This window comes from Pseudonocardia sp. TMWB2A (assembly GCF_017312135.1).
The window spans coordinates 4,589,647-4,606,436 of the sequence record NZ_QKQY01000002.1; the positions used below are offsets into that span (position 1 = coordinate 4,589,647).

General features: G+C 75.0%; 18 protein-coding genes and 1 pseudogene. 7 read left to right on the forward strand and 12 right to left on the reverse strand.

Translation table 11 applies throughout. The features are described 5' to 3' along the window. Nucleotides 1–75: 75 nt before the first annotated feature. From DMP17_RS36045 to DMP17_RS36055, 3 genes are all read right to left on the reverse strand, one after another. Complete coding sequence (locus DMP17_RS36045; RefSeq protein ID WP_337831878.1) at nucleotides 76–741, reverse strand: HAD family hydrolase; 666 nt, start codon at nucleotides 739–741, stop codon at nucleotides 76–78. A 220-nt stretch (nucleotides 742–961) separates the two neighbouring features. Beyond that, entirely contained in the window at nucleotides 962–1,894 is a 933-nt protein-coding gene (locus DMP17_RS36050; protein ID WP_337831879.1) for a TauD/TfdA dioxygenase family protein, read from the reverse strand. Nucleotides 1,895–1,962: 68 nt separating this feature from the next. Continuing rightward, complete coding sequence (locus DMP17_RS36055; protein WP_337831880.1) at nucleotides 1,963–2,601, reverse strand: hypothetical protein; 639 nt, start codon at nucleotides 2,599–2,601, stop codon at nucleotides 1,963–1,965. A 150-nt stretch (nucleotides 2,602–2,751) separates the two neighbouring features. Here DMP17_RS36055 and DMP17_RS36060 point away from each other — a divergent pair, with 150 nt between their 5' ends. Both DMP17_RS36060 and DMP17_RS36065 read left to right on the forward strand, forming a co-directional pair. Further along, a complete protein-coding gene (locus DMP17_RS36060) occupies nucleotides 2,752–4,734 on the forward strand; it encodes a M13 family metallopeptidase (RefSeq protein WP_337831881.1) in 1,983 nt (660 codons plus the stop codon). A 49-nt stretch (nucleotides 4,735–4,783) separates the two neighbouring features. Beyond that, a complete protein-coding gene (locus DMP17_RS36065; protein WP_062396049.1) occupies nucleotides 4,784–5,002 on the forward strand; it encodes a DUF2945 domain-containing protein in 219 nt (72 codons plus the stop codon). Here DMP17_RS36065 and DMP17_RS36070 read toward each other — a convergent pair. Beyond that, a complete protein-coding gene (locus DMP17_RS36070; RefSeq protein ID WP_337831882.1) occupies nucleotides 4,971–5,543 on the reverse strand; it encodes a GNAT family N-acetyltransferase in 573 nt (190 codons plus the stop codon). The two genes, DMP17_RS36065 and DMP17_RS36070, sit on opposite strands and share 32 nt — an antisense overlap. 53 nt (nucleotides 5,544–5,596) lie before the next feature. Between DMP17_RS36070 and DMP17_RS36075 the strand changes: the two genes are divergently transcribed. Together DMP17_RS36075 and DMP17_RS36080 are read left to right on the forward strand one after the other, a co-directional pair. Then, on the forward strand, nucleotides 5,597–6,895 hold the full coding sequence (locus DMP17_RS36075; protein WP_226357773.1) for an MFS transporter: 1,299 nt from the start codon (nucleotides 5,597–5,599) through the stop codon (nucleotides 6,893–6,895). A 122-nt stretch (nucleotides 6,896–7,017) separates the two neighbouring features. Next, complete coding sequence (locus tag DMP17_RS36080) at nucleotides 7,018–8,385, forward strand: ParB/Srx family N-terminal domain-containing protein (protein ID WP_337831883.1); 1,368 nt, start codon at nucleotides 7,018–7,020, stop codon at nucleotides 8,383–8,385. A 5-nt stretch (nucleotides 8,386–8,390) separates the two neighbouring features. On the opposite strand, the gene DMP17_RS36085 is transcribed toward DMP17_RS36080, so the two are convergent. From DMP17_RS36085 to DMP17_RS46550, 6 genes and pseudogenes are all read right to left on the reverse strand, one after another. Beyond that, a complete protein-coding gene (locus DMP17_RS36085) occupies nucleotides 8,391–9,410 on the reverse strand; it encodes a hypothetical protein (RefSeq protein WP_337831884.1) in 1,020 nt (339 codons plus the stop codon). A 95-nt stretch (nucleotides 9,411–9,505) separates the two neighbouring features. Further along, complete coding sequence (locus DMP17_RS36090; RefSeq protein ID WP_226357776.1) at nucleotides 9,506–9,934, reverse strand: pyridoxamine 5'-phosphate oxidase family protein; 429 nt, start codon at nucleotides 9,932–9,934, stop codon at nucleotides 9,506–9,508. A gap of 17 nt (nucleotides 9,935–9,951) precedes the next feature. Beyond that, entirely contained in the window at nucleotides 9,952–10,344 is a 393-nt protein-coding gene (locus DMP17_RS36095; RefSeq protein ID WP_226357777.1) for a transglycosylase family protein, read from the reverse strand. 200 nt (nucleotides 10,345–10,544) lie between these two features. Beyond that, nucleotides 10,545–11,765, reverse strand: coding sequence for an MFS transporter (locus DMP17_RS36100; RefSeq protein WP_337831885.1), 1,221 nt, complete (start codon nucleotides 11,763–11,765; stop codon nucleotides 10,545–10,547). Between the two features lie 104 nt (nucleotides 11,766–11,869). After that, complete coding sequence (locus tag DMP17_RS46545) at nucleotides 11,870–12,745, reverse strand: alpha/beta hydrolase (protein ID WP_443217991.1); 876 nt, start codon at nucleotides 12,743–12,745, stop codon at nucleotides 11,870–11,872. Nucleotides 12,746–12,883: 138 nt separating this feature from the next. Further along, nucleotides 12,884–13,603, reverse strand: a pseudogene (locus DMP17_RS46550) (DUF1275 family protein); the annotation flags it as partial. On the opposite strand from DMP17_RS46550, the gene DMP17_RS36110 reads away from it, so the two are divergent. After that, the gene (locus DMP17_RS36110; protein WP_337831887.1) at nucleotides 13,493–13,972 is read left to right on the forward strand and encodes a hypothetical protein; all 480 of its coding nucleotides are present in this window, start codon (nucleotides 13,493–13,495) and stop codon (nucleotides 13,970–13,972) included. The pseudogene DMP17_RS46550 and the gene DMP17_RS36110 sit on opposite strands and share 111 nt — an antisense overlap. 88 nt (nucleotides 13,973–14,060) lie before the next feature. Here the strand turns inward: DMP17_RS36110 and DMP17_RS36115 are convergent, their stop codons facing one another. After that, nucleotides 14,061–14,552: a Dps family protein gene (locus DMP17_RS36115; RefSeq protein ID WP_226357781.1), complete on the reverse strand. Its 492-nt coding sequence runs from the start codon at nucleotides 14,550–14,552 to the stop codon at nucleotides 14,061–14,063. A gap of 127 nt (nucleotides 14,553–14,679) precedes the next feature. Continuing rightward, a complete protein-coding gene (locus DMP17_RS36120) occupies nucleotides 14,680–15,090 on the reverse strand; it encodes a universal stress protein (RefSeq protein WP_337831888.1) in 411 nt (136 codons plus the stop codon). A gap of 160 nt (nucleotides 15,091–15,250) precedes the next feature. On the opposite strand from DMP17_RS36120, the gene DMP17_RS36125 reads away from it, so the two are divergent. Both DMP17_RS36125 and DMP17_RS36130 read left to right on the forward strand, forming a co-directional pair. Next, on the forward strand, nucleotides 15,251–16,249 hold the full coding sequence (locus DMP17_RS36125; RefSeq protein ID WP_226357783.1) for a Bug family tripartite tricarboxylate transporter substrate binding protein: 999 nt from the start codon (nucleotides 15,251–15,253) through the stop codon (nucleotides 16,247–16,249). Continuing rightward, nucleotides 16,246–16,788 (forward strand): tripartite tricarboxylate transporter TctB family protein, encoded by a 543-nt coding sequence (locus DMP17_RS36130; protein WP_337831889.1) that lies wholly within the window; start codon nucleotides 16,246–16,248, stop codon nucleotides 16,786–16,788. Before DMP17_RS36125 ends, DMP17_RS36130 begins: the two co-directional genes overlap by 4 nt. The last annotated feature ends 2 nt before the right edge of the window (nucleotides 16,789–16,790 follow it).

The following is a 16,790-nucleotide window of genomic DNA, read 5'->3' on the forward strand; positions in this document are numbered from 1 at the left end:
TCGTGGGCACGCCCGTGCCGGGCCCGGTCGGTGCGACCGGGCCCGTCGGGGCCGTGCGAGGGGTGCGGCCGGGCGTCAGCGGGTGACGTCGGCGAGCAGCGCGCCGTCGTCGAGCGACTCGACGCGCTCGGTGGCCTGCGAGAAGTCGTGACCCGCGGTGTTGGCGTTCGGGAAGGCGACGACGCGCACACCCGCACCGGTCGCCGAGGCGACGCCACCGACGTTGTCCTCGATGGCGACCACGCTGTCGGCGGTCTCGCCGAGCGCGGCGATCGCGTGCGTGTACGCCGCCGGGTCGGGCTTGGGTGCGGACACGATCGCGCGGTCGATGAGCAGCGCGAAGTCCGTGCGCGTCACGTCCGGTCCGAGCGCGTCGAGGACGGCGTCGACGTTGTCGCGGGAGGTCGTCGTGACCAGCCCGACGGTGACCCCGCGGCCGTGCGCGGCCTTGATCGTCTCGCGGACGCCGGGGCGCGGGGTCGCGCCGGACTCCCGCAGCTTCTTCCGGAAGACCTCGGACTTGGTGGCGTGCACGGCGTCGACGTCGACGGTCTCGCCGGTGGACGCGGCGTGCTCGGCGATGCGCTGGGCGCCGCCGTTGGACTCCAGCATGGCGAGGTAGTCGTCGCGGTCCCAGTGCCAGTCGAGGCCGTGCTGGGAGAAGGCCTCGTTGAACGCCTCGCGCTGCAGCTCGGAGGTGTCGACGAGGGTGGAGATGGAGCCGAACAGGATCGCGGGCACGGGGGTGCTCCTTCGCGGTCGGGGCATGCCGGCGCACGCCCCGCCGCGGGTGGTGGCGGCGGGGCGGGATGCGCGTACGGACGGTCGTGGGAGGCGCCGATCCTGCTGCGTGTGGACACGCGGGACCGACCGGTTCGCGGTGGCGGCCGCTCTCTGGACCGCCTCCTCCCAGTATCGAGGGGCCCCCGTGTTCGGCAACTCGAACTCGGGTGGCCGACCCTCAGAAGGGTCGGTCACCCGCGATCGCGACACGCTCGGCGACCCGGGTGTGCGGGTGGTAGTCGCCGACGGCGTAGTGCTGGGTCGCCCGGTTGTCCCAGAACGCGAGCGTCCCCTCGGACCAGCGGTAGCGGATCTGGAACTCGGGCACGTGGGCCTGGGCGAACAGGTGCCGCAGCAGCACGTCGGACTCCTCGCGCGGCAGCCCGACGATCGCCGTCGTGAACGAGGCGTTCACGAACAGCGTGCGCCGCCCGGTCTCCGGGTGGGTCCGGACGACCGGGTGGGTCACCGGCGGGAACAGCTCGTGGCCGCGGGCCAGCCGCTCCGGGTCCAGGAACCGGGCGAAGCCGGGCACCATGTCGTGCACCGCGACGGCGTCGTCGATGCGCGCCTTCACCTCGTCGGTGAGGTTGTCGTAGGCGACGGCCATGTCGGCCCACATCGTGTCCCCGCCGAACGGCGGCGTCTGCACCATCCGCAGCATGGCGCCCATCGCCGGAGCGGTGCGGAACGTGGTGTCGGCGTGCCAGATGTTCTCGTAGGTGCGCTTCCCGGTGCCGAAGCGGACGACGTCGGCGGAGTCGCCGGTGTCGAGCATCGGGTTGGTCTCCAGGTCGCCCCAGAGCAGCGCGAGCTCACGCTGCCGCTCGCTCGTCAGGTGCTGGTCGGGGAAGAACAGCACCTTCCACTCCAGCAGTGCCCGGTGCAGCTCGGCGCGGAGGGGCTCGCCGACGCGTCCGCGCAGGTCGATGCCGGTGATCTCGGCACCGAGGGTGCGTCCGAGCGGGGTGAGCGTGAACGCCTCGAAGTGCCCGCCACATCGGTCCGCCCCGTCCCCCGGCAGGCGGGCGAGCAGGCGCTCGCCCTCCAGGAGGTCGATGGCGGGCGTGCTGCGGGGCCGGGAGACCGGCGCGTCGAGGGGGATCGTCACGTCCGCGATGGTGCGTGCGCCGTTCGGCGGTCGACAACCAGGTGTCCACTGCGCGGTGACCTGTCCGGTCAACTCCGGCGCGCGCCGCCCCGGACCCACTCCAGCGCGGCGTGCCCGGCGGGGGTGAGGGCGGAGGTCAGCTCGCGGACCTCGGTGCCGGACAGCGGGAACCGCACCTCCTCCCGGACCGACGCCCACACCGACGCCGCCAGGTCCGCCGGGCCGACCGCCGTCACCAGCAGCGGCACCACCCGCCGGTACTCCGAGCGCACCAGCGCGTCCAGCGCGGTCGCGGCGACCGAGACGTCGAAGTCCAGGTCCCCGGCGTCGGTGGAGTCGGCGAGGTCCAGGCTGCGCCGCTCCGCGATGATCCCGAGCAGCACCGGGTGCAGGCGCGGGTGGTCGCCCAGCACGCGGTCGGGGTCGACGTCCCACTCCCCCGGCACGCCCAGGTCGAGGGCGCGGGCGCAGAACTCGCGGTGGAACATGTTCAGCGCGAGCAGCCGCAGCACCAGCTCGCCGCGCTCGTACTCGGAGCCGGCGGCGGCCAGTCCGGCCCGGGTGAGGATCGACCAGGCCCACGCCGCCCACTCGGGCTCGGAGCCGTCGTAGCAGAGGTCGAAGACGCCCGTCGCGACCTCGTGGAGGTCGCCGAGGACCTCGGCGGCGTCGGGGGCTTCGAGGAGGTCGTCCCACATGTCGGTCATCACCGACGGTTCTACACGCGTGCCGCGGTTGGCCCGGCGGGCACGGGGTACCACCGGCGCAGCTCTCCCACTTCCGCGACGGACCGGGCGGCGCGGGCGTGCCGGCGCCGGCTGCTCGAAACCGTCGGTCCCGACAGGCAGGATGGACCCATGACGACCACCGAGTCCGCCCCGAACTCGCGACCGTCCGGTCTCGACCTCAGCTGGGTCGACCCGGACGTCCGCCCCCAGGACGACCTGTTCGCCCACGTGAACGGCCGGTGGCTGGCGACCCACGAGATCCCCGACGACCGCTCGCAGGACGGTGCCTTCCGCGTCCTGCGCGACCGGGCCGAGGACCAGGTCCACGAGATCGTCGAGGAGTGCGCCTCGTCGTCGGAGACCGGCACCGAGGCACGCAAGATCGGGGACCTGTACCGGTCCTTCATGGACGTCGAGCGGGCCGAGGAGCTCGGCATCGCGCCGCTGCGCCCGCTGCTCGACGAGGTGTACGCCGCCACCGACCGGGCCGCGCTCGCGACCGTGCTCGGCCGGCGCCAGCGCGAGGGCCGCGCCGCGCTGTTCGGCGAGTTCATCGCGACCGACCTCAAGGACTCCTCCCGCTACCTGGTGAACCTCAACCAGGCCGGGCTGGGTCTGCCCGACGAGTCGTACTACGGCTCCGAGGGCGACCCGGAGATCCGTTCCAAGTACGTCGAGCACCTGCGGCGCCTCGCCGAGCTGGTCGGCCTCGCCGAGCCGGAGCGCGTCGCCGAGCAGGTCATGGACCTGGAGACCGCGCTCGCCGACGCGTCCTGGGACCGGGTCCTCAACCGCGACGCCGAGAAGACCTACACCCTGATGACCCGCGAGGAGCTGCGCACCGCGGCCCCGGGCTTCGACTGGGCCGAGTGGGAGTCCGCGCTGGGGGTGCCCGCGCACGCCTACGACGAGGTGATCGTCCGCCAGCCGAGCTTCGTCACCGCGGCCGGTGAGCTGTGGGCCGGGCGCCCGCTGGAGCAGTGGCAGGCGTGGCTGGCGCTGACCGTCGCCGGGTCGTGCGCGGAGTTCCTGTCCGCCGACCTGGTCGAGGCCGACTTCGACTTCTTCGGCCGCACCCTGTCCGGCACCCCGGAGCTGCGCGAGCGCTGGAAGCGCGGGGTGTCGCTGGTGGAGGGCGCGCTCGGCGAGGCCGTCGCGAAGATCTACGTCGAGCGGCACTTCCCGCCGCGGGCCAAGGAGCGCATCACCGAGCTGGTCGACAACATCGTCGAGGCCTACCGCCGGTCGATATCCACCCTGGACTGGATGAGCCCGGCCACCCGGGAGCGGGCGCTGGACAAGCTCGGCAAGTTCACCCCGAAGGTCGGCTACCCGGACGCCTGGAAGGACTACTCCGACCTGCAGATCGACCCGGCCGACCTGCTCGGCAACGCGGGCCGGGCCGCCCAGTGGCGTCACGACTTCGAGTACGCCAAGCTCGGCGGCCCCGTCGACCACGGCGAGTGGCTGATGACCCCGCAGACGGTCAACGCCTACTACCACCCGCGGCTCAACGAGATCGTGTTCCCGGCCGCGATCCTGCAGCCGCCGTTCTTCGACGCCGACGCCGACGACGCCGCGAACTACGGCGGCATCGGCGCGGTCATCGGGCACGAGATCGGGCACGGCTTCGACGACCAGGGCTCCCGCTACGACGGCGACGGCAACCTCACCGACTGGTGGGAGTCCGCCGACCGGACCGAGTTCGAGTCCCGCGCGCAGATGCTGATCGACCAGTACGACGGCCTGTCCCCCGCCGGCCTGCCCGACCACAAGGTCAACGGCTCGCTGACGGTCGGCGAGAACATCGGTGACCTGGGCGGCCTGACGATCTCGCTGAAGGCCTACGGGATCGCGCACGAGGGCTTCGAGCCGCCGGTGATCGACGACCTGACCGGCGAGCAGCGGGTGCTGTTCGGCTGGGCGCAGGTGTGGCGGGCGGTGACCCGCGACGCCGAGGCGATCCGGCGGCTCACCACCGACCCGCACTCGCCGCCGGACCTGCGGTGCAACGCGGTCGTGACGAACCTCGACACGTTCCACGAGGCGTTCGGGGTGACCGAGGACGACGGGCTCTACACCGACCCGGACCGACGCGTCCGGATCTGGTGAGGTGTCCCCCGCGCCGGGTTGACCGGCCGGCGCGGGGGTATCCGCTCCCATGACGCAGAAGTTCGCCAAGGGCACGTGGGTCGCATGGAACTGGGGCAACGGCACCCCGACCGGCAAGGTCGTGGACCACTCCACCGACCGCATCGAGAAGACCATCGACGGGTCGAAGCAGTCCCGCAACGGGACCGAGGACAACCCGGCCTACGTGCTGGAGCAGGAGGACGGCCAGACCGTCCTCAAGCTCCACTCGGAGCTGAAGAAGGCGTGACCGGCGGGGTCGGTCCCCGGGGGCCGTCCGCCGGTGCCTCGACCAGCGCCCGCCGGAACCAGGTCACGTCGCGCCACGCGCCGTGCTTCCAGCCGACCCCGCGGAACGTCCCGACCTCGCTGAACCCCAGGGCGCGGTGCAGCGCCGCGCTCGCCTCGTTCGGCACGGTCATCCCGGCCACGGCGACGACCATGCCGCGCGCGACGAGCTCGGCGAACAGGGCCTCGTACAGCGCCCGGCCCAGCCCCCGCCCGCGCGCCGACGCGGCCAGGTAGACCGAGACCACGCACGTCCACGCGTAGGCCTCGCGGGACTTCCACGGGCCGCCGTAGGCGTAGCCGAGCACCTCGCCGCCGGGGCCGACGGCGACCAGCCAGGCGTGCCGTTCCCGGGCGGCGGCGATCCGCTCGGCCATCTCCACCGGGCCCGGCGGCTCGGCCTCGAAGCTGATCGCGGTGTCCCGGACGTAGGGGGCGTAGACGGCGGCGCAGGCGTCGGCGTCCTCGGCGGTCGCCGGGCGGATGACGGGTCGGTTCGGCACGGTTCACAGCGAATCACGGTGCACCGGTCGCGTCGGAGGGTGAGGATCGACGCGTGCTCCTGTCGATCGTGCTCGGACTGCTCTTCGGCCTCGCCGGCACGTCGACGTCGGGGGTGACGGTCGCGTTGCCGCTGCTCGCCGACGGGCTCGGCGTCGACACCGCGGTCGCGACCTGGATGGTGAGCGGGTACGCGGTCGCGCTGGCCGTCGCGACGCCGGTGCACGGACGGCTCGCCGACGCCGTCGGCATCCGGGTGCCGCTGTGCGTCGGGGTGGGCCTGCTCGGGCTGGGGGCGCTCGCCGCGGCGACCGCGCCGAGCTTCGGCGTGCTGATGGCCGCCCGGATCGTGCAGGGGCTCGGCGCGGCGTCGGTCCCGGTGCTCGCCTCGGCGCTGCTGTCCGCCAGGACCCCGCCGGAACGACGCGGCGGCGTGCTCGGGCGGCTGGCCGGGATCTCGGCCGCACTGTCCGCGCTCGGCCCGCTGATCGGCGGGGCGCTGACGACCGTGGGCGGCTGGCGGGCCGCGGTCGCGCTGCCCGTGCTGGCGCTGCTCGCGGTCCCCTACCTGTGGCGGCACTCGGTGGTCCGCGGCGACGGCGCCCGGGTGGACCTGGTGGGTGCGGTGATCGTCGCGACGGCGGTGACCGGGCTGGTGCTGCTGGTGCAGTCGCCCAGCGCGGGTGCGGTCGCGGCCGTCGCCGGTGGGGTGCTGCTCGCGGTCGGCGTCCCGCTGACGGCGCTGTGGGTGCGGGCCCGGCCCGACGGGTTCCTGCCGCGCGGGGTGGTCGGCAACGCGACGGTGGTGCGCAGCTCGCTGTGCGCCTCCGCGGTGCCCGCCAGCTGGTTCGCCCTGCTGCTGGGCATCCCGCTGGAGCTCGCCGAGCGCGGCTGGAGCCCGCTGGCCACCGGGCTGGTGCTGGTGCCGTCGGCGGTGGTGGCGCTGGCGTGCCCGGCGGCGTCCGCGTTCCTGCAGGCCCGGATCGGGCCGCGGCAGACCCTGACGTGCGCGTGCGCGACGACCGTCGTCGGGCTGGTCGTGGCCGTGGCCGGGGTGGCGAGCCACCTGCCGTGGGTGCTGGCGCTCGCGCCGATGCTGGTGACGCTGGCGTTCGGCACCGGCCAGCCCGCGATGATCGCCGCCGTCGGCACCGCGGTGCCGCAGGACCGGCGCAGCGGCGCGATCGGGGTGGCGACGCTGTGCTTCCTCACCGGCGCCGGGGTCGGGGCGGCGGTGATCGGCGGGTTCGCCGCCGTCGTCGGGCTGAGCGCGGCACTCGCGCTGCTGCTGGTGCTGCCCGTCGCCGGGACCGCGGTGCAGCTGCTCGCGGGGCGCCGGCCCGGGACGGCGTGATCGTTCACCCGCGCGCCACCCCGGCGACGCCCGGGGGTCGCCGGGGCGCCCGGTCCGGCCGCGATCGTCCCCGTCCGGGTGATCACCGTGCCGGACCGGCCGGGCCCGAACGAGGAGTGTCCGTGTCCCGAACCACCGTCCGTACCGCCCTCGTCGCGACCGTCGCGGCACTCGTCGTGGGGGCGACGACCGGTGCCGCCACCCCCGCCGCGGCGGCGCCGTCCGCCGTGCCGGCTGCAGCGCCGTCCGCGGTCCCGCCGACCGCCCCGTCCGCCGCGCAGGCGCGTGAGGGCGACCTGCTCCAGGTGCGGCTGGGCGACCTGCGGCCCACCCAGCCGAACATCGGCCACGACCAGATCCACTACAAGCTGGGCCGCTACGCGGGCACCAAGGACACCGACCGCGGCAAGCCGAACAAGCGGTTCGACGACTGGTGCGAGGCCGACGGCCGGGGCGAGGCCGCCGAGGCCGGACCGGGCGCCACGCTGCGCGACCCGTCGTCGTTCCGGTGCACGGTCGCGACCGGCGCGGAGACGCCGGCGTCGCTCGCGGCGATGAAGACCGTCGTCGTCGGCCCCGGGAACGCGCTCTACCTGACCGACGGCCACCACACGACGACGTCGCTGCTGGAGACCCCCGACGGCGGACCCGACGTCCGCGTCCGGATGCGGGTGCAGGCGAACCTGTCGCAGCTGACCCCGGCCGCGTTCTGGGCGCAGATGCAGGCCCGGTCCTGGGTGTGGCTGCGCACCGCCGACGGCGCCGCCATCACCCCGCAGCAGCTCCCCGACCGGATCGGGCTGGCGCTGCTGCCCGACGACCCCTACCGCGGCCTCGTGTACTTCACCCGCGACGTCGGCTACGCCCCGCCCGCCGACGCCCCGGAGTACCTGGAGTTCTTCTGGGCCTCCTGGCTGCGGACCCGGATCGACCTGGGCCGCTACGACCTGCACGACCCGGCCTCGTACCTGCGCGCGGTGGAGGACGCCTCCCGGCTCGTGTCGTCGACGCCGGGCGGCACGGAGATCGCGCCCGGCCGGACCGCCGACCAGCTCGGCCGGATGGCCCGCTGGAACAACGGCAAGGCCGCCGACAAGGGCGAGTTCGGCGACCTGTCCCGCCCGATCACCGACCCGAAGCCCGGCAAGGTCGCCTACGCCGTCGACTCCCGCAACCGGGTCCCGGCCACGCCGGCGTGCACCCGCACCGTCACCGGGCCGTACACCGGCCCGCTCACCGTCGGCGCGGGCGTGCTCTGCCTGGACCGGGCTCAGGTCCGCGGACCGGTCACGGTGACCGGCGGAGCGAGCCTGGTGCTGCGCGGGTCCGACGTGACCGGTCCGGTGACCGCCACCCGGGCCCGCGTCGTCGAGGTGTGCGGGGCCCGGGTGACCGGTCCTGTCGTCGTGCGGGGCAGCACCGAGCGGTCGCGGGTCGGCGGCTGGGCCTGCACCCCGAACGAGGTGCGCGGGCCGGTCGTCGTCGGCTGAGCCGCTCAGCGGCCCGCCCGGACCGAGCGCCGCACCTCGTCGGTGTAGCGCAGGCGCAGCGCCGCGGTCCGGGCGGTCCCGACCAGCCGCGGGTCGGTGCCGGGGGTCTCCCGGGCCACGACGTCGTCGAGCCACACCCGGAAACAGCCGTGCAGCCCGCGGACCAGGCCGTCGAGCAGGCACGACGCCGGGTCCAGCGGGTCCAGCACCGTCGAGACCGCCCGGTGGCCCCGCTCGGGGTCCGGCGCCGGCTCCGGGCACACGACGAACCAGCCCTGCCGGGCCAGGACGGCCTCCTGGAGCAGGTCGAGGACCACCTCGTCCTCGGCGGTCCCGGCGAGGGTGCAGAGCACGTGCCGGGTCACCGCGAGGTCCTCGTGCCCGATCGCCTCGGCGAGCGCGACGACGTCGGGCACCGTGTGCCCGACCCGCTCCGCGACGAGCGCGGCCGAGGCCCGCAGCCAGCGCAGGGTCGCGACGGCGGCCGCGTTCGGCTCGACCGACGTCGCGATCGCGGGCGGGCCGAGCGGGTCGTCGTGCAGCAGCGCGTGGGCGACGAGGAGCTGCTCGGCCGGGGCGTCGCACCGGGGATGGACGACGGCCTGGGCGGAACGTCCGGTGAGGACGCCGTCGTCGGCGTCGAGCACCGCGTCGGTCTCGGCGCGGACGTCGGCGGCGACGGCGTCACGGAACGCCCACCCCGGTGCCCGCGCCACGATCCGGCCCAGCAGGTGCGCGGTCTCGGCGCAGCCGTCCTCCATGACGCGCAGCAGGTCCCCGACCGGCTGGTTCGGGTGCCGCACCGCCGCGGCCAGCGCCGCCGGGTCGAGCTCGTGCGCGGCCTGGTCGGCGTAGGTGGCCCACAGGTGCGTCGACAGGGCGCTCAGCGCCTTCGCGGTGCGGCGGGCCAGGGAGTGGTCGAGGGTCTTCGGGACGCGGGCGGCCCGGTGGGCGACGGCGCCGTCGCCGGTGGGCCAGCAGGCGACGATCGTCGAGGCGATCGGGTCGTGGGCGTAGGTGGTCATGCGGCTTGGACGACGCCCGGACGGCGGCGGTTCCGCCGGACCCGCGGCCGGGCACCGGTGACCGCGCCCGACCGCCGGGTCATCGTCCCGGCCGGTCAGTAGTTCCCGACCACCCGGTCCGGCGCGACGAGCACCGCGGCGCGCCGCTGCTCGGCCATCACCCGGTCGTACTCGGCCCAGTCGTCGTGGGTCCCGCCGCAGGCGACGAACACCGCCCGCAGCAGCGCCGGGACGTCGACCCCGTCCCGCGGGTCGTCCGGCCCGATGATCTCCGAGCCGCCCTCGACGGCCGCCCAGCGCCACCCGGCCCGCCAGTGCAGCGACGTCGCGGGTCGCGCACGCAACGCCGTCAGCTTGACGGGGCCGTAGGTGACGTAGGCGGCCACCGGGGCGCCGGTGACGGGGTGGTCGAGCACACCCGCGTTGACCAGCGAGGTGTGCGGGCGGCCGTCGGCGCGGACGACCGCGACGGTGCACAGCCCGGAGTCCTCGGCGACGATCCGCCGTACCGCGTCCAGATCCATGCCGCCAGTGTGGCGGGTCAGCGCCAGCCGAGCTTCTTGGTGCAGGCGGGCCAGGCCTTCCAGCCCTGCTCGTCCTGCACCTTCTTCGCGATCTCGATCTGCTGGGCCTTGGTGGCCTGCTCGGCGCTCGGGGCGTACTGCCTGCCGCCGAACTCCTTCCAGGTCGACGGCGTGAACTGCAGCCCGCCCTTGAACCCGTTGCCGGTGTCGGCGTCCCAGTTGCCGGTGCTCTCGCAGTGCGCGAGCTTCTCCCAGGTGGCCGAGCGCTCGACCGACGGGGCCGACGAGGTCGACTCGGCCGCCGAGGCGGTCCCGACGACGCCCAGCGGGGCGGCCGCCATCGCGGCGAACGCGCTGATCCGGGCGACCTGACGGCCGGTCTCGGTGGGTTTGCGGTGTCGTCCAGCCATGGTCGTTCCTCTACCTCGGGGAGCAGGTGCCGCCCGGGCCGGAAGAGCGGGGAGGACCCGGAGCGGCCGACACCGTAACCACGCCGAGACCATCGGTCACAACCCGTGACACCCGCCCACCGCGGAGTACGCGACGAGTGGTCGCCTGCCCGCGTTCACCGACGGACGGACTAACGCATACCGCGCGCGCCGTCCGCCGATCAGCCGCCGCGGGTCGGCGCGGGGACCGGGTCACCGGTCGCGGGAACCGGCACACGGCGGCCCAGCACGGCCGCGACGACGGCCAGCAGCGCGACGACGCCGCCGTACACCAGCGCCGTGGGGCGCAGCTCCCCCAGCGTCGCGGCGACGCCCGCGACCATCGCCGGCACCGAGAACGCCAGGTAGGCCAGTGTGTAGACGGCCGCGAACAGCTCACCGCGCTCGTGCGGCGCGGCGAGCGCGGACAGCGTCCCGAAGGTGGCGTAGGCCGCCGCGCCGAACCCGACCCCGGCGACGACCGCGCCGAGGGCGGCGAGCGCGAGCAGCCCGGTCAGCACCCCGGCCAGGGTGACGACGGTGCCCGCCGCCAGCAGCCCGGCCGCAGGGACGAGCAGCGTCGACGGGACGCGCCCGCGCAGCGCGAACGCCGTCACCGCGCCGGTCCCGACGAGCGCGACGACGGTGAGCCCGCCGACCAGGTGGTCGCGCACCCCGAAGACCTGCGCGACGACCGAGCCCCCGAGCGACAGGTACAGCCCGCCCAGGGCCCAGCTCGCGAGCAGGATCGGCACGATCGCGACGAAGCCCGGCCGGACGCGGGCGGGCACCCCGACCCGCGGGCGCAGCGACGCGAGCGCCCCCGGCCGACGGTCGATCGTCTCCGGGATCAGTGCGACCAGAACGGCGGCCAGGACCAGGCCGGCGAGCAGCAGCGCCCAGACCAGGCGGGTCGGGGCGGGCGCGTACTCGACGAGCAGGCCGCAGCCGAGCGCACCGAGCGCCAGCCCGGCGAGCGGTGCGGTCCCGTTGACCGCACCCGCCCGGTCCGGCCGGTCACCGCGGGCGGCGAGGTCGACCAGCGTCGCGGGCAGCGTCGCCGTCGCCGCGCCGGTCGCGACGCCCTGGACGACGCGTGCGACGAGCAGCCAGCCGACGCCGTCGGCCAGCAGGAACAGCACCAGGGACACGACCTCCAGCGCGATCGCACCGAGCAGCACCGGCTTGCGTCCGATGTGGTCGGACAGCGACCCGGCGACGAGCAGGGCGGCGATCAGCGCGAGGACGTAGACCGCGAACACCGTGGTCAGCGTGAACTCGGTGAACGCGAAACGCTCCTGGTAGACGACGTAGAGCGGGGACGGCGCGGACGACGCGGCGAGGAACCAGACGAACGTCGCTGCGACGACGGCGAACGCCACCGGCGGGGACAGACGGGGCACGGTGCTCCTCGGGTCGGACGGCCTTCTGAGCATCGGCAACGACCGGTCCGGGGCGGGCATTCCCCGACGCCGGCCCACCCGCGGGGGTGGGCCGGGCGGGGCGCTCAGGCCAGAGCGGCGCGCAGGGCGGCGCCCGCCTCGTCGAGCAGGGCGCGGCTGTCGTCGACCGCGGCACCGAACTGCAGGAACCCGTGGATCATGCCCGGCGACTCGCGCAGCTCCGCCTTCACGCCCGCGGCGTTCAGCGCCGCGGCGTAGGCGGCGCCCTGGTCGCGGAGCGGGTCGAACTCCGCGGTGACGACCAGCGCGGGCGGCAGCCCGGACAGGTCGGTGGCGCGGGCCGGGGACATCCGCGGGTCGCGCAGGTCCTCCTCGCCGCTGAGGTAGTGGCCCATGAACCACTCCATCCAGGCCCGGGTCAGCAGCGGGCCCTGGGCGTTCTCCGACATCGACGGGCTCTCGTCGGCGCCGTCGACGGCCGGGTAGACCAGCAGCTGGAACCGCAGGGCGGGGCCGTGGTCGCGGGCGTGCTGGGCGACGACCGCCGACAGGTTCCCGCCCGCGGAGTCGCCGCCGACGGCGATGCGGGACGGGTCGCCGTCGAACTCCGCGGCGTGGGCGTGCACCCACTCCAGGGCGGCGACGGCGTCGTCGACGGCCGCGGGGAACCGGTGCTCGGGCGCGAGCCGGTAGTCGACCGCGACGACGACGGCGCCGGACCGGTTCGCCAGCGACCGGCACACCGGGTCGTGGCTGTCGAGGTCGCCGATCACCCAGCCGCCGCCGTGGTAGAAGACCAGGACCGGGAACGGACCCGTGCCCTCGGGCGTGTAGATGCGCACCGGTACGTCGCCGGCGCGGTCGTCGCGGACCGCCGCGACCGGCTCGGGCGGACCGGACACCGCGGCCATCTCCCGGATCATGGCCCGGTTCTGCGCGACGGTCATGGTCTCCGGCGGGTCCCCGCCCTGCTCGGCCATGAGCTTCAGGAGGGCTTCCACCTGGGGGTGCAGCGGCACGGTCGGTGCTCCTTCGACGTCGTCGTCCTGCGGGGCGGCGGGCCCCACCGGATCATCCTGCACCCGCCGGGCGCCGACGGCACGGACGACGACCGCGGCCGCGGCGAGCAGCGCCGCCAGCGCCGGCACGACGGCCGGCAGGTGCTCCAGCGCCAGCCCGCCGGCGACGGCGCCGAGCACGATCGCCGCGAGCTGGCGCAGCGCCGGCCACCGCCGCCCGTCGCCGGTGGCCAGGTCGGACACGGCGCCGGTCAACGTGCCGGTCATGTAGGTCGTGGACTGCCCGAGCAGCTGCGCGACGCTGCTCTGGCCGCCCATCGCCAGCGCGGCGCCGGCGAGCAGCGGGAGCGTCGCTCCCGGGGCGAGCGGCCAGGCCACCGCGAGCGCGACGAGCACCACCAGCTCGGCGACGAGCGGGGCCGACACCGCCGTCGGCCACCGGCGCCGCAGCAGCGACCACAGCGCGACGCCGACGACGAACCCGGCCACGGCGACCGCCGGTGGCAGCAGCCGGGCCGGCTCGGCGACGGCGAGGGCGTGCCCGGCCGTCACGAGGTTTCCGGTGACGACGCCCGCGAACGCGCCGCCCAGCGCGACCACGGCCCAGACGTCCACCACCCCGGCGCACGCGGCCAGCAACGCGAGGACCACCGCACGGTTCACCGACCGATCCTCCCCCGGCGACCCGCGGGATGGGAGGCTGGTCCGGTGCAGCTGCGCGCCGGGTCGACGTCGTCGGGGTTGTTGCGTGCCCGCTACGAGGTCATCGCGGACGGCCGCGTCGTGACCGGCTGGACCGCGCGGACGCCGCAGGCGCACCGGGAGCTGGTCGTCGACGGGGCCACGTACGTGCTCGACGCGCACGGCGTCGCCCGGTTCTCCCTGGAGGGCGGGGTGCGCGCGCACCTGCGGCGCACGGTCGACCCGCGGCCGCGGACGAGCTGGACGCTGGAGGCGGGCGCGCTCGCCTACCGGATGACCGGCTCGGGACTGGGCCGCCGGTTCACCCTGGCCGACGTCGACGGCGGGACCGAGGTCGGCGCGGTGTGGCGGACGACGGGGTTGCGCCCGTCCTACGGTGCGGAGCTCCCGGACGAGGTCCCGGTGCCGGTCGGGGTGTTCGTGCTCTGGGCGGCGATGGCGATCTGGCGGGCGACGGTCACCGCGGCCGCGACGGCGGTGCGCTGACCCGGGTCCGGACGCACCGTCCCGCACACACCACGGCCCCGGGCGTCGTGGTGGGGACGCCCGGGGCCGGTGGCCGTGCGGGTGGTGCTCAGACCTCGCCGCGGTAGCCGGCGGCCTGCGCCTGCCACATCCAGCGGGCCTCCTCCAGCGCGCGGCCCAGCTCGATGAGCAGGTCCTCGGTGAGCGGGTCGGCCTTGCCGGCCTGCTCGATGCGCGGACGCAGCCGGTCGACGGCGGCGTCGACGGTCGCCGAGATGGTGAGCACGGTGTCCTGGTCGGACACGTAGCCCGCCGGGTACTCCGGCAGCCCGGTGTCGCGGCCGACGGTCCGCGCGCGGCCGTCGGGGGCGACACCGATCGCGGCGGCCCGCTCGGCGACGGTGTCACCGTGCTCGCGGGCCAGGTCGACGAGCTCGTCGAGGTGCAGGTGGACGTCGCGGAACTGCCTGCCGACGAGGTTCCAGTGCGCCTGCTTCGCGACCAGGGACAGATCGACGAGGTCGACGAGGGTCTCCTGCAGCACGCGGCCGGTGATGTCGGTGGCGCCGCTGTCGAGCGGGCTGGTGATGGGGGTGGCCATGGTGCTCACCGCTCCTTCCGATGTCGGTTCGGGACGTACCGGGAGTGCCCCGACCGTGCGGCGCCCACACCCGTACGTGATCCGTCCGACACCCGGTGAGGCGTGCCTGACCTGGGGAAAGTCCAGGCTACGAGCGCGCCGCGTGGGTCACGAGGACCGGGATCGGCGAGTCCAGGATGATCCGCTGCGCGGTGCTGCCGGTGAGCAGCTTGCCGACCGGGCTGCGCCGCTTCACCCCGACGACGAGCAGCTGCGCGTCCTCCTGCGCGGCCAGGTCGAGGATCGCCTCGGCGGGGTCGCCGCCGTCGTCGACGACCCGCACCGCGGTGGCCGGGTCGCCGTCGGCGCGCAGCCCGGCGAGCCGGGAGCCGATGGCCGAGTCCAGCGCCGCGTGGTCGTGGGTCCCGGCGCCGTCGGCGTCGAACAGCTCCTGACGCCCGGTCGCCAGCACCGTCAGCGGGGTGCCCCGCAGGCGGGACTCGCGGACCGCCAGGTCCAGGGCGGCGTCGCCCTCGGGGCGTCGGGCCGTAGGCCACACAGATCGTCATGTCGCTCCCCATCAGGCGTTCGCGGACGGGACGGAGACTAACCACGCCGAACGGACATACCGGAGAAAAGTTCGTTGTGGTCACAGAGGTCGTAGAGTTTCCGATCCGGACAGTGGAGGACGGAGCGGACGTGTGCCAACGTCTGCGCTCATGCCACGACGGCAGGTCATCGCAGCCCTGGGAATCCTCCTCGTCGCCGCACTCGCGGTGACCGCCTTCGCCGACGCCGCCCGGTCCGGGGAGGGACAGGCGGCGCGCTCCAACCTCACCCTCATCGCCCCCGCGGCCGCCGGTGGCGGCTGGGACCTGGTCGCCCGCGAGGCGCAGCAGGCCATGCGCACCGGGAACATCGTCAACACCGTGCAGGTGGTCAACATCCCGGGTGCCGCCGGGACCATCGGGCTCAACCAGCTCGCCGGGCTCGCCGGTGAGGAGACCACCATGATGGTCACCGGCACCGTCATGCTCGGCGGGATCAGCCAGTCCGGCAGCGCGATCAGCCTGCAGGACACGACGCCGATCGCCCGGCTCGCGGAGGACTTCGAGGTCGTCGCGGTCCCGGCGGAGTCGCCGTTCCGGACGCTCGACGACATGCTCACCGCCTGGGCCGCGAACCCGGCCGCGCTGCCGGTCGGCGGCGGCTCGGCGGGCGGCATCGACCACATGGTCGCCGCCCAGCTCGCGCAGGCCCGCGACATCCCCGTCGAGCGGATGGTCTACACCCCGCACCCCGGCGGCGGCGAGCTCACGCTGAGCCTGCTGTCGACCGCGGCCGGCACCGTCGGCGTCGGGATCTCCGGCTACAACGACTTCCGCGACCTGGTGGAGTCCGGGCAGCTGCGGGTGCTGGCCGTCGTCGCGCCCGAACGCCTGCAGGGTGTCGACGCCCCGACCATGGACGAGCTCGGCATGCCCGAGGTCGACCTCGTCAACTGGCGCGGGCTCGTCGCCCCCGCCGGGATCACCCCCGAGGCCCGCGCGGAGCTGGAGCAGATCGCCCGCGAGATGGTCGGGACCGAGTCCTGGGGCGAGGCCGTGACCCGCAACCGCTGGGTGCGCAGCGAGATCTACGGCGAGGACTACGACCGCTACCTGGTCACCGAGCAGGCCCGCATCGACGACCTTCTGAAGGAGCTGGGGCTGGCATGAGCGGCCGTCCTGCACACCTGTCCCGGGGCGCGCTCGTCGTGCCCGCGATCCTCGCCGCGCTGGGGGTCTTCCTCACCTACGGCACGCTGATCATGCAGGTCGTCGGCGACGGCGGCCTGTTCGGCCCGACGACCATGCCCTGGATCGTCGCGGTCCTGTGCTACGTGGTCGCGGCGCTGCTGGCGTTCGACATCCTGCGGCCGCGGCCGGAGTTCGACGCCCCGGCTCCCGCCGCGGCGGGCACCGGTGACGGCGACGGCGAGGGCACCGCCGCCGGGGACGCGCCGGCCGACACCGGGGTGAACGCCCCGGCCGTGCTGACCGCGGTCGGCGGCGTGGCCGCGTTCATCGTCGTCCTGCCCTACCTGGGCTGGATCCTGTCCGCGACCGGGCTGTTCGTCGCCGTCGCCGCCGCCCTGGGCAACCGGCGCTGGCCGGCGATGGCGCTGGGCGGGCTCGCCGTGTCCTCGGCGGTCCAGGTCGTGTTCAGCATGCTGCTCGGGATCTCGCTGCCCGCCGGCTTCGTCGGGGGGTTCTGATC